Origin of the sequence: Ruminococcus turbiniformis (assembly GCF_020687545.1) — a bacterium.
Lineage (GTDB): Bacteria > Bacillota > Clostridia > Lachnospirales > Lachnospiraceae > Mediterraneibacter > Mediterraneibacter turbiniformis.
On sequence record NZ_JAJEQX010000027.1, the window covers coordinates 31,451 to 55,929 of the forward strand.

The following is a 24,479-nucleotide window of genomic DNA, read 5'->3' on the forward strand; positions in this document are numbered from 1 at the left end:
TTTTCTCACGCTCGCAGCTTTCCTGACAGCACAAAGAAAAGAAGGCATCCGCCCTCCTCTGAGAGCAAATACCTTCCTGGTATTATTTCTGGTATTATTTTTGATAATATTTCCGGTTCATATCCGGTTTCCGTCTGATTTTTCTGCCGCTTATCAATCTTTCTTTGCGCCAGTCTTCTTCGCGTCACTCTTTTCCCGTTTTCCGCAGCTTATCTGCAGTTTTCTTCATCTCCGGCTGCTGCCGTATTTCCCGGCTTCCTGCCGGAATTTTCCTCTGTATTCACATGAGTTCGCCAAGCTTGTCGACCGCGATCTGTACTTTCTGCGCCATCGGCGCGTCTGTAACGCCCACGACAATATTATCACAGAGATTCACCGGAAGCAAGATTCTCTTTGCACGGCTCTGTCCCACTGCCGCAGCCATACGAGGTGTAATCTCGCCGAGCATGGAATCCGCAATCACAATTCCGACCGGACCCATGATCACATCTGCTTTCGCAGCCGCAACCGACACCGAGTTCTCTCCCGTAGCGGCCTGATCCGCCCCAGCTCTTAACATCGCCCCGGTAGCCATGCTGTTTGTACCTACCGCAAGCACCTCTGTATCCGGGTAGCGCTCTTTCACCGCGCCCACAAGCTGACGCCCAAGACCTCCGCCCTGCCCGTCAATGATCAGCACTCTCATGAGACTCCCTCTCTTCCTTTTTTGTAATCTGTCTCGTATTCTTCTCCACGAGCTTTCTCGGCACCATGATCTGATGCCCGCACCCGATACATTTCAGGCGAAAATCCGCCCCCACGCGCAGCACCTCCCACTCGTGACTCCCGCACGGGTGAGGTTTTTTCATGCGGATAATATCTCCTACTGCAAATCTGTCTGCCATACTCCGTTCCTTTCTCCATCCCTTTTGTGTCAGTCCGATTCTGCCGTTCTCGCCGCCATCCCTTTTCTGTCAGTCCGTCGCCGTCAGCACTCCCTGCACAAGAAAACGTTCGTCGTCATTTACATTCGTACATGTGGACAGGCTGACAATCTGGGACTGTGCATTCAGCTCCACATCCACCTGATAGTTCGAGGATTCCTGACAGAGTGCCAGATACTCCTCATACTCCGCATCAGACGAATAATCAATCTTATAGTTATCCGCAGTGTCTTTCACCACGCCTGCTGAAAACACCGTATATGTGCGAACCTTCCCGTCCGGTGTGTAAATATAAAAATTCGGGTGTTCCTTACAGAAAGCTTCATCTTCATACTCAAGCAGCTGGGAGAACATCTCTCCTCCCACATTCAGGTGGTGTCCGTAAATAAATGTGTTTCTGTCAGAGAAATCCGTGCTGTTTCTCATATCCATAAAGATGGCGCCCAGTTTATTGTCATTGGCCGAAAAAGTCTTTGTCAGATATTCTTCATTATCCGCGCTTTTCACTACCGGATAGCTGATGATCTCCGGCTGGTCAAAACGGATCCAGGCCACAGTATCCGGATTCTCCGCAAGCAGCGCGTCGAAGTCCACACTGAATCCGCTGCCGTCCGCATCTGCGGTAATCGCGATATCCTTGATCTCATCGTATTCCTGTCCTCCCGAATAGTATGGGACAAGCATCATGACAAGCTGATACAGTGAAAATACAAACACGCATACCGCCGCGATCAGAACCGTAACCGACACCGCATTGAAAGCAGCTCTTTTCTGCCGCTTCTTTTTCCCGGAATTTTTTACTGACTCTTCCCGTCCGTTTCCTTCCTGGCGGCGGATGGCTTCCTGTCTCTTTCGATCATTCTGCCGCGCGCCTCTCCTCCGCCTTCTTCTGCCCGGACGGGTTCTCCGGCCGTCCTCCACTGTATGTCTGTCTCTTTTTTCCATCTTTTCAGTCCTCCAAGTTCGGGCATCGCTTCTTCACTTCTGCGGGGCCCGCGCAGGAGTTATGTCATGTTCCTCTATGTTTCGCTGACATAACTGTCGGTTTTAAAGTTAACTGGCGTCGGTGTCACCGGCGCCATAGATAGGATATCACATTTTACAGAAAAACACAAAGAATAATCTTCATCACTATAATTCCCCCTGCTCCAAAAGCATCTTGCAGGTTTTTCTCCGGCATGCAACTCCATATTTCAAAACGGTGCGTATTCCATCCATTCTCATTCGAGAAGCATAATCCTTCTCTTCAATCTGACGAAGAGCCTCCCTGCACTTTCCTTCCAAATCTTCATTTTCGGAATACTTTATTTCTATAATGATGCCGATGTTTTCTCCGTTGATCTCAACAAAAATATCACTGTATCCCGCACCCGTTTCTTTATTATTAGACGAAATATACCACGTGTCCTTATAACTGAGCAGGCCAAATTTCTTTTCCGCCAGACCCACATTTCCGCTTTTCAGCGCTTCGCAGAAAATTTCCAGCGACTTTCCGTCTCTTCTCACCCTGTCCATAAACCATTCACTGATCTGTTCGTCAAAAATACTTCTTATCTCAGTGTTCGGAATTGCAAGAAGTACTCTGCCGTCTTTCAGCTCCTCTTTCCGAGTCAGATATCCGGTCATAAACAAAACACTCCACATGTTATCAACAGACTGATACAGTTCTTTGTATGTCATTTCCTGGCGGACAGCTTTTGCCACACATTCTCCTGAAATCAGCTTCTCTATCTCTTGTTTCGTCCCTGCATTTGCCCCGTCAATGAAGTGTCTGATAATATCGTTTCCGCTGGTATTAGACCAGTATGTCTCCGGTTTGGCGTTCGGATTCATACGCAGCTTATCACAATAACAGATCACATCCCACGGACAGTAGACTTCTACATTTCCAAAACAATAACCGTCATACCATTCTTTAACCGGCACATAATGTTCTGAGAGATTATAGTATTCCAGCAGTTTTCGTACCTCACTGTCAGAAAATCCGAAATACTCATCAAACTGTACATCCGTAATCGAAAGGACTTTCAGATTGTTCAGTCCGGTAAAAATACTTTCTTTCGCAATCCTCAGACAGCCCGTCAGAACCGCAAAATAGAGATTGTCGTTTGTCTCAAGCGCATGTTCAAACATATTACGGAGCAAAACAACCATCTCATCATAGTATCCCTTTTCATTTGCCTTAGCCAGCGGCACATCATATTCGTCAATCAGAATTATGACCTTCTTCTGATAATATTGAAAAAGTATCGCTGAGAGCATACGAATTGAATTCATCAGATCCGCATCGCTCATTTCATTATCCAAGAGCCTCTCCAGAGCATCTCTCTGATATCGATTCAGAGCATCTGCTGAAATCATCTTCTGTATTCTGTCAGTCTCTTCATTCAGAATTCTCCGGAGCATAGTAAAACCCTTCTGTTCGGATTTCCTCAAAATTCTCAATTCCGATCGGAAGTTTCTTCTTCCAAGTCATACCGTCCAGCATTGAATCCACGCTCTCCTCTCCTCCGGCATACAAACCGCCAGCTATATCCGGCACACCAGGATTTTTCAGCTCATGTCATTATTTTACTATGCTTTCCTCATTTTGCATATCTCAAAATAAATCGCCATCCTGCCCTGTATATACTCATCAAAACATGTTAAAAACGGGTACAAATCAGGGAGAGATCATTTCACAGTAGGCGTGATCTCTCCCCATCTTTTCTATCTTCCGGCATATAACCTGAAAATCAGATATGAATTTTTTTCAACAGGCTCTATCAGAAACCCAGCACATCATCCACCAGAATAATCTTAAACCTTTTCGGTATCCTGCTGAATCTTGTTACAAGAATCTGACAGCAGATGCAGTCCGGGCTCTTGCAGTCAAAACAGCTTCCGTTTTTTACACATGGAGTATCGATTCCAAACCTCTGCGTGTTGATCGGAGCCGCCTCGTTTCTTGCCCTGTGCATCGCGTCTTCCTCGGTTTTAACAACTTTGTTCATTCCGACGATAAGAAGAACATTTTTCGGTCCGAACGCATATGCTGCCACGCGATTGGCATTTCCGTCAATATTTACAAAAACACCGTCCTCGCTCATGGCATTTACGCTGCCAAGAAACCAGTCGCACGTAAAAGCTTTTAATGCAATCTCGTTTTTTTCCTCCGGAGTTGCAGCTTTATCGCGGTCGTAAAACTCATAATTTCCGGAACTGACTGCATCCAGCAGCCCGACCTCGCGCACTGACGCTGATCCTCCCATGTTGACCGAACTGCCCTCAGGGATCAGCTCCAGAGCCTTTTTTACCGCTTCCTCTTTTGACGCAGCATAATACGCCTCCATGTTTCTCGATTCAAGCGCTTTTACAACACGTTTTCCAAGAGCTTCATTTCTTTTCTGTCTTACATCCATTTTTCTTTACCTTCCTCCGCTACTTAATCCCTCTGTTCAGCATCTCTTCCGCCTCTTCCATCTGCCTTACCACGCTCTCTCTGCGCTCGTCAAAGAGCAGTCCCTTATTATACCGGTAGTACAGATCACTTCCGTTCTCCTTTATAAACCAGACGCTGTAATAGTTCGCGTTGAGCTCCGTGACAAATGAGACCATCTCCTGACTCTCGCCAAACGCCTCCTCCATAAATCGGAACACGTTTTCCAGCGCCACAGAAGCGTCGGCACTCATCTCATCGAGCTGTGCCCGCTCTCTTTCAAACATCGTGCGCACTTCATCAAACGCACTGTCCCCGATAAAGAGCTCGCCTTTTAACTCCCGGGCGAACCGTCCCAGCGTCTCGGCCGTACGGATGAGAATCTGCTCCTCCTCCCGCGTCAGAAGCTCCGCTTTTTTCTGTTCTTTCAGGTCGTTTTCCGCCATGACGCGCACATCGTCCAGCATCATAACTGCCCGGTTGTCCCTGTAGTAGATCAGATATTCATAGAGCTTCGCCACATACGCATCCAGTCTGTAACAGTCAGCAAACATATTTCCCAGCCGTCCGCTCAAAAGGCTGACTACGCTCAAATGCTCATCCAGTGCCGCGGCGTTGATCTTTTTCAGCGTCAGATCGTCCCACTTGCCTTCCAGAATGTCCTCCACTCTGTAATCCGTCCGGTATTTATAATAGAGTTCCAGATAATTTGCGAAGTCTTTTGAGGCGGATCTGTGCTGAATATATTCATACACCACATCCCGGTCCACCTTTTTCCCGAGCATCTCATACACCTGAATCAGCCGGGACAGATCCTCCCATCCTCTGGCAGTGGCGAACCGTTTGCCGTCCACCGTGTTCTCCACACGGCAGAAATTCTCTCTCCGCATTTCAAGATAAGAGATCACCGCCGGGTGAACCCCTGTGCGGTAGGCGTACTCCTTCCACACCGGGAAGTCCGCCTCCACATCGATCTTTTTCAAGCGGTCCAGCGTCACCACATCGAACTCCCTCACAGATTTATTATACTCCGGCGGATTTCCGGCCGCAACGATAATCCACCCCTCCGGCACACTGTGGGTGCCGAATGTCTTGGCCTGAAGGAACTGCAGCATGGCCGGCGCCAGTGTCTCGGACACGCAGTTGATCTCATCGAGGAAGAGAATCCCCTCCTTCATCCCGGTCTGCTCCATCTTTTCATACACGGAGGCGATAATCTCGCTCATCGTGTACTCTGTCACCGAGTACATCTTCCCGCCGTACTCCTTCTCCCGTATAAAGGGCAGCCCCACCGCACTCTGCCGCGTGTGATGGGTGATCGTATAGGCGACAAGACCGATCTTCATCTCCTTTGCGATCTGCTCCATGATCTGTGTCTTTCCGATTCCCGGAGGGCCCATGAGAAGGACCGGGCGCTGCCGGATCACCGGTATCTGATACGCCCCGTATTCGTCTTTCGCAAGATATGCCTCCACTGTATCTTTGATCTCCTGTTTTGCCCGTCTGATATCCAAATGTCTTCCTCCTAATTTTCACTTAAGATCAGCCGAATCGCCCAGGGCGGAACATCCGTATCCCGATAGTCCTCTTCCAGAAATACGAAGGCCGTCCGGTAAGGCGGCATTTTCTCCGGGTAAATCCCGTACCCGTCGGTAAAATAAATGAGTCCTTTCAGGTTCGTAAACTCGCCTTTCGCTGCCAGTTCATCCACATAGGCGAACGCGGGACGGAAATCTGTGCCGCCCTCTCCGTACAGCCTGAAATTCTCCATATATGACTTCAGCTCTTCCTCCGATGTGATTTTCACATCCTGCTGCACTTTCTCATCGCACTGAATGATGTGAATATTCACTTTGAGGAAATAGCTGTTATTCTCACTCAGAACACTGTATGTCTCTTCCAGAAACCGGCGGATCAGCTCTCCCGAACACGACATGGACGTGTCGATCACAACGGCGAACTCCTCGATCTTCCGGACCTCCCTCGTCTCAAGCGGCTCAATCAGCGGCATGTTGCCGTACATGGACAGCCCGTAACTGTAAAATCCATAATCAAACGTGTCCGGATCCGCCCTCAGCTCCTCCCGGAATACGGAAAATTTTCTCAGGAACTCTCTGTAATCGTGTTTCCGCCGGTTTTCCACTTTCAGCTCTCCGAGGAAGTCTCCGCTCTTCTCCGCCGCTTCCTTTGAGAACGTCTCAAGATCTGTCTCCATCTTTTCGTCGATGTCCCGCCAGCGGTTCTGAAGCTCCTGATCCGGCGGCCGCTTTTTCCCCTGTTCACGCCAGTAACGGTGATCATCCGTCCGAAACTCCTCTTCCAGAAGGGAGATTTCCTTCTCCGAAAGGTTCCATTCAAGAAGAATGCGAAAGACACGCTCTGCATTGAGCACGTGTCCTCCGGCTTCCATCTTCCGGTATGTCTCTCTCCTCAGAAGGCTTCTTGAGAACCGTACCGGGCGCAGGTCGCACCCGTCGATGATATGCTCCGCTGCGATGTCGCAGCTCAGGTCAAAATACCGGAGCGCCATGCTCCCGGCAGAAGCATCTGAAATTCCCGGCACGTTTTTAAACATATGCCGGAATACGCAGTGAAGCACCATATGAAGATATCCCCGGTTCGCCAGAATCCGGTTTTCCCTGTAAAGTCCGCCCAGCTCTCCGGGGTGGAAATACATATGATACCCGTCCGTCCCGAAGGGGCTTACCGACGCGTCCATCACATACGCGAAACTGCTCAGAGCCACATCGAGAAACCGCATGGAAAAATACAGTTCATCCCTGCATATTCCCAGAATCTCCCGCCCGATCTGCTCCAGTCTCGCCGCAGCGTCCTCCGCTGTCTGCTGCATTTTTTCAGAGTTCATACTTCTTCCTCCCGGAAGGGAACAGCCGCTGTTTCTCATTCATGAGAAACGCAAGCACTTCCCTTCTGCCTGTCTTTGACGCATAATCAACTGCCTGATCCATCGTTTCTGCGTTCCACAGTCCGCGCCCGGACATCTCCCTGAGTGCCTTCATGTTTTCCGTATCTGTAAGGTATCCGGCCACCTGCGCCCCGTTTGAACGGATATAAGACTCATACTCTTCTTCCGCGCTCTCTGTCAGATCCTCGGGATACAACAGTCTTGCAAATATAATGTCTGCAATCACATCCACACGATCCTGCGCCCTGGCAGAATAGAAAAGAGAGTCATATTTCCGGTAGTCCATCTCTTTGTTGTAAAAACACTGTCTGTAATTGTTCCCTGAACCGTGGTGCTGGGTAAAGAGAATCCGTGCGGGAGTATTCTCCACCGCCTCCTCGTAGTGTTCGGGAAAGACAAGCCGTATCTCACGTTCTCCCTTCCGGAATGTCACGTCGATCCGCTGCCACAGATCCCCCAGAATGTCGGGCACACAGGTTCTGCTGCCCTGATTCAGCCGCACATCCAGCTCGGAAAGCGACCTGCATCTGGTAAATGCACCGCTTCCGATTCCCGTCAGCCGGTCGGAAAAGGACAGTTTCCTGAGGTTCCGGCAGCCGTAAAAAACATATCTGCCGATCTCCTCCATGCTGTCCGGGAAACGCACGCTCTCCACCGCATCTCCAGCCAGAAGGCGCTCCCCGCTTTCAAACATACGGTTATCGCTGCTCTCCCACATAAGGACGCCGCTTTCCGGACCGGCAGAAGAACCGCTCTTTTCCCCGGGATTTCTGCCGGGATTTCCACTGCCATTTCCGCTGAGATTTCCATTGCCATTTCCACTGTCATTTCTGCCCGAAAACGCGTACGCATCCGCGCGCACCACAGGCTTTCCGCCGATCTGATCCGGTACGACAATATTGCCGTCCGTTCCCCATAAACGGACGATCTCAATCCCGTCTTCCCGCTCTCTGTACGCAATCTTCATTCCCGAATCTTCCAGCCTTTCTCAAACTTCTCAAACATAATCAAACATAAAATTCCTCGTCCGTGTCCAGACACAGGCAGCCCAGCCGCCCGCCATGTTCCGGGAACGCCGCTCCGCAGTCCACATCGATGAGCCTTCCGTCCGGGCTTCGCCATATCGCGGCAGGCTCCCCCGGATAGCCCCGTATAATAAAAGTCGGGACATGGCCCACGATGGAGACATATCCCGGTATCCCTCTCTTCCGGTCAACCATGGAGGAGTCCCATATAAAACGCTCTTTTCTCTGATATGTCCCATACCGCCGCGCTCCTTTCTGGAATCCGGCCCGCATACGGCAGCCGTCCGCTCATGAACAGCGCCGGATATCAGGTATGCCTTTTGATTGTCTCTTTGAGAATATATTTTCTGTCACTGTATCGGTTCACAATATAGCTGTTCGCCTTGTGCTCCAGTTCGTCCGGCAGAGGCTCAAGCTCCACGTCCGCCCCGTATTTTCTCTGGAGCGCCCGTTTGAGCAGGTGATCGCATACGTGCGGGTTTTTCGGCAGAAGCGGCCCGTGCAGGTACGTGGCGATTACATTTTTATACACAACGCCCTCATATCCGGATTTTCCCGTATTTCCAAGTCCGTAGAATACCTTTCCGAACGGAGTGTGGTCTCCGATGTACGTGCGTCCTCCGTGATTTTCAAACCCGACCACCGGGCGCTCGAAAAGGGGACTCTGAAGGACGATATTGCGGATCAGCCTCTCCGGTTCCCACTCGGTCGTGATATCGAGTATTCCAAGTCCTTCGATCATCTTTTTATCGGTTTTATAGTACTTCCCGAGGAGCTGGTATCCTCCGCACACGGCGAGAACCACTCCGTCATTCTCCACATATTCTCTGAAATCATCCCGGATCTCTTTTAAAAACCCGCATACAAGCTCCTGCTCTCTGTCTGAACCTCCGCCGAGCAGAACGATATCGAGCTTCGTAAAATCAATCTTCTCTCCCGAGAGGAAGGGGATCACTTCCGCCTCCATCCCGCGCCATTCCAGACGCTTGCGGAAACACTGGATATTTCCTCTGTCGCCGTAAAGATTCAGAAGATCCGGATACAGGTGTCCGATTGTCAGCTTTTTCATGAATCCGCACCTCCGTTTTTCTCAAGTTCTGTGAGCATATGATTCGTGCTGTACAGCCCGGAATAGTTCACGATCACATACAGGTTCTTCGTTCCGTTCTGCGTGCAGTCCGTCACCGCAGCCTTAAGGTCTGAGGTGGATTCGCACGGAATGTCCTCATACTTCAGGCGCAGCCCCATGTCGTGTTTTCTCGTTCCCGCAGTGATGATTCTCTGTGCGCTGCTGTCCGCGAGATACTGGAAATCCACATCCCACAGCCAGGAAATATCCTCTCCGTCCTGATACGTGTCGTTGATCTGAATGATAATGTCCTTCGGCTTCGGGTCTTTGAGCACGAGGGAAACTTTCTGCTGAAATCCGATCGGGTTCTTCGCCAGATGGAGCTGAACCCGGGCGCCGTTAATCGTAAAGATACTCTCCCTGTTGTTTCCGTAGTCAAACGCCTCGATCATATCCTTAAATCCGGCGTGGCCGGCTCCCAGTGTTTTCAGTGCTGTGTACGCCGAGAGTGTGTTGTAGATATTATACGGCGTTCTGGCAGTGGAATCGATGCGCATTCCGTCCATGTCAAAAGAATACAGCTCGTCTTTTAACTCGATCTTCTCCGCCGTGTAGTCCGGATCCGGCCGCTTCCATCCGCAATTCGGACAGTGGTAGATCCCGAGCTGGCCGTAGTGGAAAAAATCATACTCCAGCTTCTTCCCGCAGTTCCGGCAGAAGATGCTCTCCCGGATCTCGGAGCGTGAGATATCATCAAAGATCTGCTCGCTGATCCCGTAAGTCACAAACGGATTCCCGCTCTTTTCCGCCAGAGAGTAGGACAGGATATCATCGCAGTTAATAATCAGCGTTGTATCCGGCACGCTCTTTACCGCGGTCATAAGCTTGTTGTACGTGATATCCACCTCGCCGAACCGGTCTAACTGGTCTCTGGAAATATTCGTAAGCAACGCACAGTCCGGGCGGAGGCGCGGCAGCACTCCCACCGACGCGATCTCGTCCACCTCGATACAGGCGTAGTCCGCGTCAAGATTCCCCTTTGCATCCGTCGCCAGCACAAATGCGGAGATAATTCCGTTTAACATGTTTGCGCCGGTTCTGTTGATAATGACTTTCTTTCCCTCTGACTCCAGGGCGCGGCAGAGAATCGCGTTCGTCGTCGTCTTCCCGTTCGTCCCCATGGTAACAATGATCTTTCCTCTCACCTGGCCTGCCATCTCCCGCAGAATATCCGGATCAATCCGGCGGGCCACATATCCCGGAAGCGTCACTCCGCTCCCCCGGTTTAATTTCCTGATCAGCGCGCTTGTAAATTTAGCGCATCTGACCGCAAGTCTGCTTCTCAATCTCATAATTATGAACCAACTCTTTCTTAAGCTTAAGTATAAAAGTTCGGCCGCCTTTTCCTTTGGCGTGCCGGCTTTTCTTCGGCATATTATACGCGATTTTCTTCTCCCGCACAAGGGGACTTCTGCCTTCTGAGCACTTCTCTGACAGCGTACGCCACTCCCAGATCCGTGTTTGACTTCGTGATGTATTTTGCCGCCTCTTTAATCTCCGGCGATGCATTCTCCATGGCCACGGTTGCCCCGAAGTCCATAGACAGCATGGAATAGTCATTCAGGCTGTCTCCAAGCACCATCACCTCGTCCATTGTATATCCCAGCGATTCGATATATTCTTTGAGAACAGGCCCTTTCTGCGCCTTCACATCCGTGATCTCCAGATTCGTCGCAAAAGATGACGCCACTGCAAGATCCTTCTGTTTCTCCAGCTCTTTTCTGATCTTATCCAGCATGTCCGTGTCTTTGGAAAACAGGAACACCTTGTAAACCGGAACCCCTGCCGCCTCGAGCTCATCCAGTCCGGACACGGCCCTTGTATTCTCTCTCATTCTCTGATAGAGCGGAAGTTTCTCTACCTCTTCCCGGGGCGCGTTTGCATGGAAATCCTGGATCTGAAGGATCAGGCTCTCCTCTGTCTCCTCCGGCGTCCCGATACGGTAGTCCGGGCCGTCTGTACAGAAAATGACAGATACCGGATAATCTCTGAGCTGTTCATAGATCCGTCTGCACTGCTCCATGCTGATCGGCCATGTCCTGACGATCCGCTTCTCCCGGTCGCGGACTTCCGCCCCGCTGCTTAAAATATAATCACACACCAGTCCGGCTCCCTCAAGCTCCGCCATTGCCCCGGGAAAATTTCTGCCCGTGGCGATCATGAACCGGATCCCCGCACTGCACGCTTCCCGGATCGCCTGAAGCGTCTCCGGAGCCGGCTTATGGTCATCTCCCAGAAGAGTGCCGTCCATATCACTTGCTATTACTTTTATCATCTCTGTTTCTCTCCTTTTCACGCTATAGATTATATAAGTTTTAGGCGTTTCCTGCAACTGCATACAAAAAGTTGTCACACATCTCCGGCAATGTCCTGCTGTTCAAGTTGTCACCTGTCCCCCGTAATGCTATACTGATTACGTCAGAAAACGCAGTGAGGTGACCACTATGCTTGAATTTCTAAGAGAAGAACATGTCAGTGAACAGATCATACGGCAGATCGAACAGTTCCGGGAAAAATACCCGTCAGAGACCGATACTTTCACCATCCGGCCGCGCTATCTCTACTATGGAAAAGAAGTGTGGGAACAGGCAGCCCAGGCTCTTCTCTGCGGGGAAAATCTCCTGCTCGCGGGCGCAAAGGCAACCGGTAAAAACGTCCTGGCGGACAATCTCGCCGCTGTCTTCGGCAGACCATCCTTTGGCGTCTCGTTCCATATCAATATGGACGCATCCTACATGATCGGTACGGATACGTTCCGGGACGGCCAGGTCGTATTCCGCCCGGGGCCGGTATATCAGTGCGCCGACCAGGGAGGCTTCTGCATCCTGGATGAGATCAATATGGCCAGAAACGAAGCTCTTGCCGTGCTCCACTCTGTCCTCGACTTCCGGCGCATGATCAGCGTTCCCGGATACGACGCCATCCGCGTGCACGACGCCGCCCGTTTCATTGCGACAATGAATTACGGGTACGCCGGGACGCGCGAGCTCAACGAAGCCCTCGCCTCCCGCTTTGTAGTCATCCATATGCCGGAAATCACGCAGGACAACCTTGAGAAGCTTCTCCGGAAGGATTTTCCCGACATAAACCGCCAGGCGGCAGCTCAGTTTGCAGGACTGTTCACGGATATCGGAAAGAAATGCCAGAACGGGGAGCTGACGCCGAAAGTGCTTGATCTGCGCGGGCTGCTCGACGCTGTCCGGCTCATCCGCGCCGGTCTTTCCCCGCTTCCCGCGCTGGACATGGGAATCACAAACAAGACCTTCGACAGCTACGAGCAGTCTCTCGTGCGGGATATCATCGCGTCACGCATCTCAAAAAATGCCCGGAGTTCTTCCTTTTTCGATTAACCGGAAAGCCAGAATCCGGTTGCAGGGCGGATCGAATACAAAAAGGCGGTTGCAGATAGTTAGTGACAAATGCAGATAAACAGATAAAAAGCAGGGAGCGAGACAGATTATGGAAAGTTATGAACAGAACCGTTCCGCCCGGCAGAGAGCGCTCAACCTCGTATGGACCGCTGCCGGAGAATACGGGTTTGAACCGGATTTTCTCGCCTTCACCCAGGACGGGAAGCCCGATTTTTATATGAATTCCGTCATCGGATACGTCCGGAAATGGTACGGCGGAGAGGAACTCTCCGGTCTTTTTGACGCGGTCGGCCTCTCTCTTATGAGAGAGACTCTGGACGGCGTGCTCTGGATCGGTCTGGAGAACTGCGCCTACGAGCGGGAAGTTCGGGAGCGTCCTGTCCTCTCCGAGCTCCGTCTTTCCTGCGCAGAACAGTTTTTCGATCAGCAGTTCTCAAAGTCCCGCCAGCAGTGGATGGCACAAAACAGCCTCGTTTACGCTCTCCAGGCCGCCCGATGGAACACCGTCCTGGGCCGTGCGCCGGGGCTTGTAAACCCGTGGGAGAGGCGTCTTTTCAATGAACTTTCTTTCAGCGGAAACTTAAACAGCCGCCAGCTGGCGGAACAGGCTGCCCGGGTTCTCAGAACCTATTTCCGCTTTGACGCGGACCGCACAGTACACTCCCCTCTCCTGAAACTGAAAAACGCGCTGGCTGCATACGCATCCCGCGCTCTCCCCTCCCGCGTCATCCGCTCCGAGGACCTGACGTTCGCCCGCGACACTTCTGGAAACGGAATCGTCACTGCCCGCAGAACCGGGAAAAAATCTCTGTCCGGCCCGGCAGATGAAGCAGAAAACCTTGCCTATATCGAAAACTGCTTCGGCCTTCCGATGTACGGCAGAGAGGACAGCAGCAAAATCGAGCAGCTTCTGTGCACGGACCGGCACGAAGGGATGCATCTGTATTTTACGGACGGGGAACATCCCGCCAGTGCCTCCTCAGATCCGCTCATTCTCAGAGCCGTGCAGGGCGCACAGGCACAGGCCGCCCAGAACAGGCTGCACTACCGCGACAACCGTCATTTCTATCAGAACAGCATCCGCAGGCTCTCTTCCCGGATTCAGAACGCCATGCTCGTCTATCCGCAGCCCCTGAAGGTGAGAAGCCGCACAGGGCAGCTCTTTCCTTCCGAGATGTGGAGAGCCGTGTATCTCAACGACGAGCGGGTTTTCTCCGACGTTTTCCGGGAAGAGCGGCCGGATTTCTCCGTGGATCTGATGCTTGACGCCTCCGCCTCCCGTCTTCAGAGTCAGGAGATCATCGCCGCACAGGCGTATGTGATCGCGCAAAGCCTGCGGGAATGCCGGATTCCGGTTCAGGTCTTCTCTTTTCTGAGTCTCAGGGGATATACAGTGATGCGGCGGTTCTGCGGGTATTCAGACAGTACGGATTCTGTCTTTGACTATTTTGCTGCCGGGTGGAACCGGGACGGACTGGCGCTCAGGGGCGCCGGATATCTAATGAGCACGTCCCGCGCCGAAAAGCGGATTCTGATCGTGCTCACCGATGCAAGTCCCAATGATGACCGGAAGCTTCCTCCCGCCCCCGGAAACGGCCGCCCAAACGGACAGCTCAGCGGGCATCTCTTAAGCCGGGACTACTCCGGAGACGCGGGTGTGGAAGACACAGCAGAGGAAGTGCGCCGATTAAGAAAGAGCGGGACTCAGGTCATGGCCATATTAAACGGCAGCGACGGGGACACCCGGGCCGCCCGAAAAATATACGGAAATGACTTCGTCCGGATTGAAGACATCAAACAGATGGCCGGGGCCGTGGGCGCACTGCTGCAGAAAAAGATCGCAGACCTGTCAGGATAATTTTTCAGCCGGATGATCGTACCGCGCGGGGACTGCACGGGCTGCTGCCCGGCAGCCTCCTAGAGTTTGACCATCTTCGGCTCATGTCCCAGCGCGGGAATAATCTTCCCGGTCAGATCTTCCATCCTGATTTTCAGGCTGGATGTATTGATGCACGGATGGCAGCCGAAATACTCGTCTGTCAGAACGTCCTCATCGATGAGAAGCTGCACCTTATTCTCGTGGTCGTTCATCAGGCCGAGCACGCTCACCGACCCCGGCGTGATATCCAGATATTTCTCCATATACTCCGGCTTTGCAAAGGAAAGCCGGGAAGAACCGATCTGGGCGGACAGGTATTTGGTCTTAAACGGCTTGTCCCCCGGGATCAGGAGCAGATAAAAATCCGTCTCCTGCCGGTTGCACAGGAAAAGGTTCTTGCAGATCGCCGCATCGAGCGTTCTGTCAATCTCCTCACACGCCTCCATCGTCATTGCCGCCTCATGATCTATTCTTTCATAAGTTATTCCCAGTGAATCAAGAAAGTCGTAAACCCGTATCTCCTTGTCAAGCCGTCCTTCTGTATTCTCCGGTCTTCCGCTTACCAGTTTCATTTTCTTTCCTCTCCTGTTATCTGTTTTATCGTTCTCCTCAGCTCAGTTTCAGTCCCCTGTACCGGTTCAGGCAGGCGAAGATCTCCTGCCGTCTCGGAGCCGCCATACAGGAAACACTTGACTGGCTCTCACAGAGCGCTGCAAGCGTGCCCTTTTTCACCGCCTGTTCAAGCTCGTCCACAACCTGCCGCATCTCTTTCCTGCCGTCCAGTATGTGCTTCTGTGCGTAGCGCATACAGTATCCGAGCGCTGTCACCTGCTCGCTGTCCGTGATCTGCTCCACATAGCGCAGATCTATCGTCTCTTTGTTAATCATGACAGCTTCCCGTCCCATCGTCTTCATCTTGATCCGGTCATTTCCCTTAAACGCAGGCGACGGCTTCGGGCATCTTCGGAAATCCGGCTTCTTTGCCGGTTCTTCCGGGCTGCTGATCACCGGGTAATCCCTTGCCTCGTTCTTCGCGTATTCCGTAATGTCCTTCGGAACGTACCGGTCCATCTGTACGATCGTGTCCGCCACATGAAAATACGCGCCCGAGCTGCCCGCCACGATAATCGTCGAGATGCCGTAGCAGTCATACAGTTCCCGTATCCGCTCGATAAACGGCGTAATCGGCTCCATATCCCGGTGAATGACGCGCTGCATCAGCTCATCACGGATCATAAAGTTCGTAGCGCTTGTGTCCTCGTCTATGAGCAGAAGCGAAGCCCCCGCCTCTATGCTCTCCACCACGTTTGCCGCCTGCGACGTACTTCCGCTGGCATCCTCTGTGCAGAACGCAGTTGTATCCTTCCCGTTCGGCAGATCATTTATAAACATGGAAATATCTGTCCGCGAGATGCTCCTGCCGTCCTCCGCGCGGATCTTTACCGCAGTGTTGTCCGTGATCACGTATTCCCTTCCATCTCCGGCGATATGATTGTACACGCCCAGCTCAAGCGTCTTTAAGAGCGTTGACTTGCCGTGATATCCCCCGCCGACGATAAGTGTAATTCCTTTTCGGATTCCCATTCCGGTAATCTTCCCTTTGTGGGGGAGATTCATCGTCACTTTCAGCTCCTCCGGGGATCTGAACTTCACACCGCCTTTCATCGGTCTCGGGGAAATCCCCGACTCTCTCGGCAAAACGCTTCCGTCCGCCACGAATGCGCACAGCCCCATCTCCGGCAGCATTTCTCTGATATACTGCTGGTCCTCCGCCAGATCCGCAATGGCGCGCAGACGCGCTGCGTCCATGTTTTTATAAAAGAGCGAATGTTTTACACAGTCCGGCACAAACTGAAAGAGAATCTTCTCCAGTTCTCCCGCGTTGATCGTTCTTCCGTTTGCCGGGAATCCGATCTCCATGCGCAGAGTCACGTCACCGCCCGCCGGATCAATCCTGCAGGCCGTCCGCTCCAGAACTTCCTGAGAGCAGCGGCTTACAGAGATAAGGCCGCTCTTTCCCGATCCCTTCGCCTTAAACGCAAACTGATCCGCCCGCCGGCCAAACTGCCGCGTCAGTTCGTCCTGGAGCGCGATGCGCTGATGTGCCTGCGCGTACAGCTCCCGCGGGAATCCCGCATTCTTTCCGGCCACTCTCACACTCACCTTTGAGGGCGACGCAAAAGGATCTCCCTGCACATGGTCGATCGACAAAACATACCCCGGGAACTGGTACATTCCTCGCGTGTCTTTATACGCGGGATATCCGCGATGGTCAATCCTGTGAAGCAATTCTCTTAAATCTGTTGATGACTGCATTTCATTTCTCCTTTTTCAAAACAGGGTACGCCGCAGCTTACTGCTCCGGCCGGGTTCTTTCCCTTCACCGGCACAGGCCAAGCTGCGGCGCATATTTTTCGTATAAAAGTTTAATTTTTCTCTGTAAACATCTCTGACTGAACCCGGATCAGCTCTTCATCGTCAAAGTAATTGATCTTCATAGCCGCCTTGACTTCGCTGAGTGTCTGAGCTGCCACTTTCTCCGCTTTCTCGCTTCCCTTTTTCAGGATCTCGTACACAGCGGGAATGTCTTTCTGGAACTCTTTTCTTCTGTTCCGGATCGGCTCAAGCTCCGCCTGAAGCACATTGTTTAAGAACCGCTTCACCTTCATATCGCCCAGACCGCCTCTCTTGTAGTGGTCTTTCAGTTCGTCAAGGTTTGCGTACTCCGGAAGGAATTCCGGGAAATACTCCGGCCTGCAGAACGCGTCCAGATAGGTGAACACGGTATTGCCTTCCAGTTTGCCCGGATCCTCGACGCGGATGTGGGTCGGATCCGTAAACATGCTGAACACTTTTTTCTTGATATCTTCCGGTTCCTCGGAAAGATAGATACAGTTGTTCAGCGACTTGCTCATCTTTGCCTTGCCGTCGATTCCCGGAAGCCGCATGCACGCTTCATTGTCCGGGAGAAGGATCTTCGGTTCAACAAGCGTTTCCCCGTACACGGAATTAAACTTGTGGACGATCTCCTTCGTCTGTTCCAGCATCGGCATCTGATCCTCTCCTACCGGAACAACCGTCGCCTTGAACGCCGTGATATCCGCTGCCTGGCTGATCGGATACGTAAAGAATCCGACCGGGATGCTCGCCTCGAAATTTCTCATCTGAATCTCTGACTTCACCGTCGGATTGCGCTGCAGCCTGGACACTGTGACAAGGTTCATATAGTAGAATGAAAGCTCGCACAGCTCCGGTATCTGCGACTGGATAAGCAGCGTGGATTTCTCCGGATCCAGCCCGCACGCGAGATAGTCAAGCGCTACTTCTATGATATTCTGACGTACTTTCTCCGGATTATCCGCATTGTCCGTCAGCGCCTGCGCATCTGCGATCATAATAAAAATGTCATCAAAGTCCCCCGTATTCTGAAGTTCAACTCTTCGCCTTAAGGATCCCACATAATGCCCCACATGAAGTCTTCCTGTGGGCCGGTCCCCTGTAAGCATGATCTTCTTCATCTCTCTTTTTCCTCCTGATTGCCTTACTTATTCTGCAAAAGCGGACGCTTCATCCGCACAGTTCCCGGAACGCGCTTTCTCTCCATCACATAGACGAACAGGTACAGCACATACGCCATACAGAACGCTCCGATCACATCCACTACCGAATGCTGTTTCAAAAATACCGTGGCCAGTATGATAAGCGCTGCCAGCACATATGTGAAGAAACTGATAACCTGATGTTTCTGCAGGGCCTCGCTTTTATTCACCGCAATGCATACACACAGCGAGTTAAACACATGCAGACTCGGGAACACATTCGTACTCGTATCCGCACGGTACAGTATCCTGACCATATTCACAAAAATATTGTCTCTCTCAAAAACGACCGGCCGAAGATTCTGGCCATTCGGGAAAATCGTTGATATAACAAGAAAAATAGTCATTCCCGTAAACATGATCTGTGCCAGCCTGTAAAATCCCGGTACATCCGTAAAGAAAAAGTACAGAAATGCAACACATATAAACGCAAACCAAAGCAGATACGGGATGATAAAATACTCGATAAACGGAATTCTTTCGTCAAACTCTGTCTGAATCACATGATATTGTGAAGTCACATGCTGTTCCAGCCAGAGAAACCAGATCATATATACAGGAACATACAAAAACACCCATGCATGTCTGTATTTTTTTGCCAGATAAGCAAGTTTTCTTTTTGCCTTCATAAATGATGCCCCTTTTAATTATATTCCAATATGACGTTCTCGTTTTCCTGTTCTTTATTCCCTCTTCATTCCCTTGATTGCATCGATTATAGCATGATTTATAGTGCTCAACAACTGTCTTCACAAAACATTTAAGAAATCTTTCGATTTGCCGCCGCTTTCGTTCCCCCGATCACGCTCAGGCGCTCTCCTGATATCTCCATCGCAACCGCTTTTCTCGGAAATTCCGGTTCCCCGTCCGTGTGAAGCGCCAGCGGTTTTTCCGTGAAAATCCCGGCTCTTCTGCATCGGAAAATCGTGACTTCCCGGAATCCCGTATGTTTTCCGAGGAGCGCCAGCGGAAGCAGAAAAAGAATTTTAAGCGGCGTCAGATCGTGGGCAACAACCACATCCAGCATGCCGTCCTTCGGAGAAGCCTCCGGGCAGAACTTAAATCCGCCTCCCTCGAAAGGCAGATTCATAAATGCGGCGAAATACGTTCTCTCAAATGTCTTTTCCGTCCCGTCATCCGTCCTTATTGTCATGCGCACCGGTTTGTCTTTGATCAGGCGGTCAAGCGCGACGACCGCATAGGTAAGCTTTCCCATCCCAAATCTGTTTAAAATCCTTTTCCAACGGGATACACACACCTCATGGCACACGGCCGCGTCAAATCCCACGCCCGCACTGACGGCAAACCGTCTCCGCTCCCCGTTTTTTTCCAGAACCCCAAGATCGATCTGCACCACACCCTCCGGATTCAGAATCGCCTCAAGCGCCTTCTCCGCCGGGACCGGAAGTTTAAGGCCCCTCGCGAAGTCATTGCTCGATCCGATCGGAATATACCCAAGCGTCACTTTTCCGGGATCCAGGATTCCGTTTATCACTTCGTTTACCGTTCCGTCTCCTCCCAGCACGACAATGCAGTGCTCCTGCCCGTCGGCGGTGATCTGAGCGGCAATCTTTTCGGCGTGTTTCTTTCTCTCTGTCAGATAGAGACGGTAGTCTGACCGCCGTTTTTTCAGCTCCGGCTCCAGCGTGTTCCACGTAAGCATACCGAGGCCGGAGCGCGCCTGCGGATTTACAATAAATTCATACAGTTTCATAAAACACCTGTCATATTATACATTTGTTCCGTCCATGAGCACTGCGTCGAGATATTTTCCGAGGGAACGGCTCATATTCCCTTCAAAATCAGCATCTCCATGTTTCACGCACCACTCAAATACATTTCCTATTACGATCATACGGATATCTGTCGTAAACTCCTCGATCTCTACATTCAGACGGACAATCCCCTCTTTCTCCGCCTTCTCAACATAAGTCTGCACCGTTACGATGGGATACGGCCGCTCCGTCCTGATGGCCGCATTGAGAGCCTGATTTTTTGTGTCATAATAGCCGGACATAAATTCTACCCCCAGCTCTCTGCAGTATTTCACATAATTCATATATACCCGGATAATGCCCGCTTTTACCCCCGCAGCATTTTCCGGCAGTTCCAGAAGATCCGGATCTATCTGCGGCTGATCTTCGATATAATATGAGAGCAGATCGTCCTTTGTCTTAAAGTGATGATAAAAGCTCCCGTTTGACACTCCCGCTTCCTCGCAGATATTCTTGATGGACAGCTCTTCATAGCCCTTTTTCTGAAGAATACGCTTCGCCGCCTGAAATATTTTCTCCCGGGTTTCCCGTGATTTCTGCTGCTGTCTGGAAAGTTCCGTTTTTTCGCTCATTTTACGATTATCTCCTGTCTCTTCTGTCGAGGAAAGTATACCACAGTTCACCGGAAGTTTCAAGAAAACAGAGCGGACTCGGTTAATGCAGCAAGGCGAGCTCAGTTAATGCGGCAGGACGGACTCGATTACTTTCTGCCGTTTCCGAAAATCTCACTGCGGAAGGCTTCAAACGCGGACGGAATGGGGTATTTGTCTGCCAGCTCATCCAGCCCTGCAAAAAGAACGTTCTCTTTCCTGTTCTTTTTCATGTTTTTCTCCAGTTCATCTACCAGAATCTCATATCCTGTCATATGCCATTCCACATGGCTGAAAATGTGCTTCGCATTTCCAAGTTTTCTCACCCGCACCGGAGAAAGCCCCAGCTTCCCTGCATATGCAATCGCTTCCTTCCGGCTTAAGTGTCCCTCTGTATTCGGGAACTCATACAGCCCCGCGAGCAGGCCTCTGGCCGGTCTTTTTCTAACGGCAATCGTCTCAGCATCCCGGAATATAAAAACAGTCCGTTTCTCAATTCTCCTCTGCTTCGCCTTCTTCTTGACCGGGTAGTCAGTCTCATTTCCCGCGGCATGCGCCCTGCACGCGTCCCTCAGAGGACACTCTGCGCACTTCGGTTCCCCATTTGGCAGGCAGACGATAGCCCCGAGTTCGATCAGGCTCTGGTTGAAATCCCCGGCCGCTTCATGCGGGATCGCCTCCTCTACCATCTCCTCGATTCCGGATCTCACCGAAGCCTTTGTGATATCCGCGCTGTCCGCGGTAACCCGCATCACGACACGCATTACATTTCCGTCCACCGCCGGCTTCGGGATATTGTAGACAAAAGAGCTGATGGCCCCTGCAGTATAGTTTCCGATTCCCTTCAGGGCACGGATCTCATCGTATTCACAGGGGAATTTTCCTCCGTATTTTTCCACGATCTCTCCGGCCGCTTCTTTCAGACTTCTCGCCCGGTTATAGTATCCAAGCCCTTCCCAGAGTTTTAAAAGCCGGTCCTCCGGCGCTTCCGCAAGCGCCCTGACGTCCGGCAGCTCTTTTAAAAACCGCTCATAATACGGCTTAACCGCCTCCACCCGGGTCTGCTGAAGCATGATCTCCGATATCCACACCCGGTAGGCGTCCATCCGCTCTCTCCACGGAAGCTCTCTTTTGTTTGCCCGGTACCACTCCACCAGAGCCCCGGCCGATTCCTTTAAAACGGGATCCGACAGGACCACATCAACCGGGCGTCCCAGCCGGATGCTGTCCGGTTTCACATCGCAGTCATATGCCAGCACATGTACTCCGGCTTTCGCCGCTTTTCTTAAAGCCTCCGCAAATTCCGGATGTGTATCTGTATTGGGCGTAAAATATTTCACGTCCTTCATCTGAATCACAAAAATCACATAGGATTCATATCCTTCTTTTCCGGCCCGTATCAGCTCTTCCAGATGCTTTACCGCGCGCTCACTTGGTGCATCCGGGAACCGGCACACTCCGTTTTCTTCCAGTGTAACGCCTTTTACTTCGATAAAGATCTTTCTCTCTCCCGCCTCCGCGTACAGGTCAAACCTGGAACTTCCATACGTCTTTTCCGGCTTCACTTCAGTGACGCCGCTGATAAAACCTCCGTCCCTGATCCATTCTTCCACTACCCGGTTTGGAATCTGGGAATCCATGTTGATCAGACGGTCTCCCTTTTCCACCGCGATGAGATCCCACCCCGTCTTTCTCGCAGGGTTGTCGCTTTCCTGAATGTAGATCGCCGCGCCGGGAATCAGAAGCTCCGCACATCTTCCTGTATTCTTGACATGAACCGTCTCCTTCTTCCCGCCCAGATCAGCGTAGGCAATAAACCGGTTCGGTCTCTCTATAAAAACCGCCCTGTGTATTCGTTCATATTTCATTTTTCACACTCCTCCAGGAAACAGAGGCTGCGTCAGCAGCTCCGGCCGGGAGGGACTTCTCCCCCGGACCGCAGCGCAGCCGCAGCCTCTGTGTATATTATATGGCATGGTATTTCCGCCGTTTTCCCAAAAACTTTATGCCAGCAGAGCAGTAATTCCGAAATACAGAAATACGATCACACCGAGAACAATCCTGTAGTAGCCGAACACTTTGAAATCATGATTTTTAATATATTTCAGCAGGAACTTGATCGCGATCACCGACACGACAAACGATACCGCCATGCCAAGAATCAGAAGGAACACCTGCATTCCTGTAAAATTAAGCCCATACTTGATCAGTTTCAGCGCACTCGCCCCGAACATAACCGGGATGGCAAGGAAAAACGTAAACTCTGTCGCCACGCTTCTGGATACCCCGATGAGCAGCGCTCCCACGATCGTAGCACCTGACCGGGATGTTCCCGGAATCAGGGCGAGCATCTGGAAAACACCAATGATCAGAAGCATCGGTACCGTCAGCTGAGAGATTTTCGTCACTGCCGGTTCTTTCCCTTTCTGGTAATTTTCCACTACAATGAAGAGAATACCATATATAATCAGCGTGGCAGCAACTACATACCAGTGATACAGAACGCTGTCAATCAGATCATTGAAAAGGAGTCCCACTACAGCAGCCGGGAGACACCCGATAATCACTTTGATCCACATCTGTATGGTCATCATTTTCTGTTTCTGCGTCTTTTTCGGAGAAAACGGATTCAGTTTGTGGAAATAAATAACAACAACTGCCAGAATCGCGCCGAGCTGGATAACCACCTCGAACATCTCAAAAAAGTCCTCTCCCTGGGAGAGCGTCAGAAATTCATTCAGCAGGAGAAGATGTCCTGTACTGCTGATCGGCAGCCATTCTGTGATTCCCTCCACTATACCAAAGATAATTACCTTTAATGCGTCTAACATACTCCTTTTCCTCCTTCAAGAGCGAATTTTTCAATCGCGCCGGCAACGCCATCCTCTTCATTTGACAGCGTGATATAATCGGCGGCAGCTTTCACCTGCTCTTCGGCGTTTGCCATGGCAACGCCCAAGCCCACTTCGCGGAGCATTACCGCATCATTATCTCCGTCACCGCAGGCCATAATCTCTTCTCTTTTTATGCCCAGAATCTTTCCCAGACTGATAAGTCCGGTCCCCTTATTTACCCCGGCCGCATTGATCTCGATATTGTATTTCAGCGACCCGACAAGTTCGAGCCCCTTTATTTCTTCCAGCTCTGCCCATGCCCTGCCCCGTTCTTCCATATCCGCGAACAGTGCCTGGGTCTTGTCAAGTCCTCTGTTCTTCCGCTCCACCAGTCCGGCCAGATCGTTTTCCGGAATGCGGGTTGCCTTCATATATTCCCACATATTGGGATTTTTGTGATATTTCTCAACATGAGCCATTTTATCTGCTTCCGCATAGCCCTGCCCGTCAAAATACACCTCTTGTAATGTATCATACTTTCCGCAAATTTCCAATGATTTTTTCGCCAATTCCGGGGAAAGCAGATGTTCCTCGATCACCCTTCCCGTATAGGTATCCACGACCCTCGCGCCGTTGGACGTCAGCGCATATCTCATTCCCGGAAAATTTCTCAGTTCTTCCGGAACTCCCGTCCACGGTCTGCCCGTAGCAACCAGCACAATAATTCCCTGTCTTAGCGCTTTCGCAATTACCTCTTTCGACCGTTCCGTCAGCTCCTTTTTATCCGTCAGAAGTGTGCCGTCCAGATCCAGCCCGATCATTTTTATCTTACCGCTCATATCCTGCCCTCTCCAAGTCCGCGTTTTCCGCCGCTTTTTCGTTTATTTTATCAGAGTTTGCCAAATTACGCAATTTGTAGTATAATAATGATCCGGCAACTGACAACCAACGGAAAACAAACCGTAAGAGTTAGTATGAGAGAAAGGAAAAATCATTTATGAGAATCTACA

General features: G+C 51.2%; 23 protein-coding genes. 2 read left to right on the forward strand and 21 right to left on the reverse strand.

What is annotated here, in order from left to right; translation table 11 throughout:
* Positions 1-280: 280 nt before the first annotated feature.
* The 12 genes from LKD70_RS13590 to LKD70_RS13645 all read right to left on the reverse strand — a co-directional run bounded on the left by LKD70_RS13590 (position 281) and on the right by LKD70_RS13645 (position 11,696).
* A complete protein-coding gene (locus LKD70_RS13590; RefSeq protein WP_227708488.1) occupies positions 281-685 on the reverse strand; it encodes a DUF3842 family protein in 405 nt (134 codons plus the stop codon).
* Complete coding sequence (locus LKD70_RS13595) at positions 666-884, reverse strand: DUF951 domain-containing protein (RefSeq protein ID WP_227708489.1); 219 nt, start codon at positions 882-884, stop codon at positions 666-668. The genes LKD70_RS13590 and LKD70_RS13595 overlap by 20 nt, the downstream gene beginning before the upstream one ends.
* A 69-nt stretch (positions 885-953) precedes the next feature.
* The gene (gene srtB / locus LKD70_RS13600; protein WP_227708490.1) at positions 954-1,868 is read right to left on the reverse strand and encodes a class B sortase; all 915 of its coding nucleotides are present in this window, start codon (positions 1,866-1,868) and stop codon (positions 954-956) included.
* 186 nt (positions 1,869-2,054) lie between these two features.
* Positions 2,055-3,329 (reverse strand): AAA family ATPase, encoded by a 1,275-nt coding sequence (locus LKD70_RS13605; protein ID WP_227708491.1) that lies wholly within the window; start codon positions 3,327-3,329, stop codon positions 2,055-2,057.
* 359 nt (positions 3,330-3,688) lie between these two features.
* Positions 3,689-4,324 (reverse strand): lactate utilization protein, encoded by a 636-nt coding sequence (locus LKD70_RS13610; RefSeq protein WP_227708492.1) that lies wholly within the window; start codon positions 4,322-4,324, stop codon positions 3,689-3,691.
* A gap of 19 nt (positions 4,325-4,343) precedes the next feature.
* Positions 4,344-5,855, reverse strand: coding sequence for an AAA family ATPase (locus LKD70_RS13615; protein ID WP_227708493.1), 1,512 nt, complete (start codon positions 5,853-5,855; stop codon positions 4,344-4,346).
* Positions 5,856-5,866: 11 nt separating this feature from the next.
* On the reverse strand, positions 5,867-7,207 hold the full coding sequence (locus tag LKD70_RS13620) for a vWA domain-containing protein (RefSeq protein ID WP_227708494.1): 1,341 nt from the start codon (positions 7,205-7,207) through the stop codon (positions 5,867-5,869).
* Entirely contained in the window at positions 7,197-8,234 is a 1,038-nt protein-coding gene (locus LKD70_RS13625) for a leucine-rich repeat protein (RefSeq protein WP_227708495.1), read from the reverse strand. The genes LKD70_RS13620 and LKD70_RS13625 overlap by 11 nt, the downstream gene beginning before the upstream one ends.
* Positions 8,235-8,274: 40 nt before the next feature.
* Positions 8,275-8,565 carry a hypothetical protein gene (locus LKD70_RS13630; RefSeq protein ID WP_227708496.1) on the reverse strand — a complete coding sequence of 97 codons (291 nt, stop codon included), beginning with the start codon at positions 8,563-8,565 and terminating at the stop codon, positions 8,275-8,277.
* Positions 8,566-8,599: 34 nt separating this feature from the next.
* Positions 8,600-9,361, reverse strand: a complete 762-nt coding sequence (locus LKD70_RS13635; RefSeq protein WP_227708497.1) for a type 1 glutamine amidotransferase — start codon at positions 9,359-9,361, stop codon at positions 8,600-8,602.
* Positions 9,358-10,713: a MurT ligase domain-containing protein gene (locus LKD70_RS13640; protein ID WP_227708498.1), complete on the reverse strand. Its 1,356-nt coding sequence runs from the start codon at positions 10,711-10,713 to the stop codon at positions 9,358-9,360. The genes LKD70_RS13635 and LKD70_RS13640 overlap by 4 nt, the downstream gene beginning before the upstream one ends.
* A gap of 83 nt (positions 10,714-10,796) precedes the next feature.
* The gene (locus LKD70_RS13645; RefSeq protein WP_227708499.1) at positions 10,797-11,696 is read right to left on the reverse strand and encodes a Cof-type HAD-IIB family hydrolase; all 900 of its coding nucleotides are present in this window, start codon (positions 11,694-11,696) and stop codon (positions 10,797-10,799) included.
* A gap of 169 nt (positions 11,697-11,865) precedes the next feature.
* Here LKD70_RS13645 and LKD70_RS13650 point away from each other — a divergent pair, with 169 nt between their 5' ends.
* Together LKD70_RS13650 and LKD70_RS13655 are read left to right on the forward strand one after the other, a co-directional pair.
* Entirely contained in the window at positions 11,866-12,771 is a 906-nt protein-coding gene (locus LKD70_RS13650) for an AAA family ATPase (protein ID WP_227708500.1), read from the forward strand.
* A 109-nt stretch (positions 12,772-12,880) separates the two neighbouring features.
* Entirely contained in the window at positions 12,881-14,650 is a 1,770-nt protein-coding gene (locus LKD70_RS13655; protein WP_227708501.1) for a vWA domain-containing protein, read from the forward strand.
* 59 nt (positions 14,651-14,709) lie between these two features.
* Here the strand turns inward: LKD70_RS13655 and LKD70_RS13660 are convergent, their stop codons facing one another.
* The 9 genes from LKD70_RS13660 to LKD70_RS13700 form a co-directional block, all read right to left on the reverse strand.
* Positions 14,710-15,243, reverse strand: a complete 534-nt coding sequence (locus tag LKD70_RS13660) for a prolyl-tRNA synthetase associated domain-containing protein (protein ID WP_227708502.1) — start codon at positions 15,241-15,243, stop codon at positions 14,710-14,712.
* 37 nt (positions 15,244-15,280) lie between these two features.
* Positions 15,281-16,987 carry an ABC-ATPase domain-containing protein gene (locus LKD70_RS13665; protein WP_227708503.1) on the reverse strand — a complete coding sequence of 569 codons (1,707 nt, stop codon included), beginning with the start codon at positions 16,985-16,987 and terminating at the stop codon, positions 15,281-15,283.
* A 110-nt stretch (positions 16,988-17,097) separates the two neighbouring features.
* The gene (gene trpS / locus LKD70_RS13670; protein WP_227708504.1) at positions 17,098-18,189 is read right to left on the reverse strand and encodes a tryptophan--tRNA ligase; all 1,092 of its coding nucleotides are present in this window, start codon (positions 18,187-18,189) and stop codon (positions 17,098-17,100) included.
* Between the two features lie 23 nt (positions 18,190-18,212).
* The gene (locus LKD70_RS13675; protein WP_227708505.1) at positions 18,213-18,899 is read right to left on the reverse strand and encodes a phosphatase PAP2 family protein; all 687 of its coding nucleotides are present in this window, start codon (positions 18,897-18,899) and stop codon (positions 18,213-18,215) included.
* A gap of 131 nt (positions 18,900-19,030) precedes the next feature.
* Positions 19,031-19,984 (reverse strand): diacylglycerol/lipid kinase family protein, encoded by a 954-nt coding sequence (locus LKD70_RS13680; protein WP_227708506.1) that lies wholly within the window; start codon positions 19,982-19,984, stop codon positions 19,031-19,033.
* A gap of 15 nt (positions 19,985-19,999) precedes the next feature.
* On the reverse strand, positions 20,000-20,617 hold the full coding sequence (locus LKD70_RS13685) for a TetR/AcrR family transcriptional regulator (RefSeq protein WP_227708507.1): 618 nt from the start codon (positions 20,615-20,617) through the stop codon (positions 20,000-20,002).
* 128 nt (positions 20,618-20,745) lie between these two features.
* A complete protein-coding gene (mutY, locus tag LKD70_RS13690) occupies positions 20,746-22,503 on the reverse strand; it encodes an A/G-specific adenine glycosylase (protein ID WP_227708508.1) in 1,758 nt (585 codons plus the stop codon).
* Positions 22,504-22,638: 135 nt separating this feature from the next.
* The gene (locus LKD70_RS13695; RefSeq protein ID WP_227708509.1) at positions 22,639-23,466 is read right to left on the reverse strand and encodes an undecaprenyl-diphosphate phosphatase; all 828 of its coding nucleotides are present in this window, start codon (positions 23,464-23,466) and stop codon (positions 22,639-22,641) included.
* Entirely contained in the window at positions 23,460-24,308 is an 849-nt protein-coding gene (locus LKD70_RS13700; RefSeq protein ID WP_227708510.1) for a Cof-type HAD-IIB family hydrolase, read from the reverse strand. The genes LKD70_RS13695 and LKD70_RS13700 overlap by 7 nt, the downstream gene beginning before the upstream one ends.
* Positions 24,309-24,479: the final 171 nt, after the last annotated feature.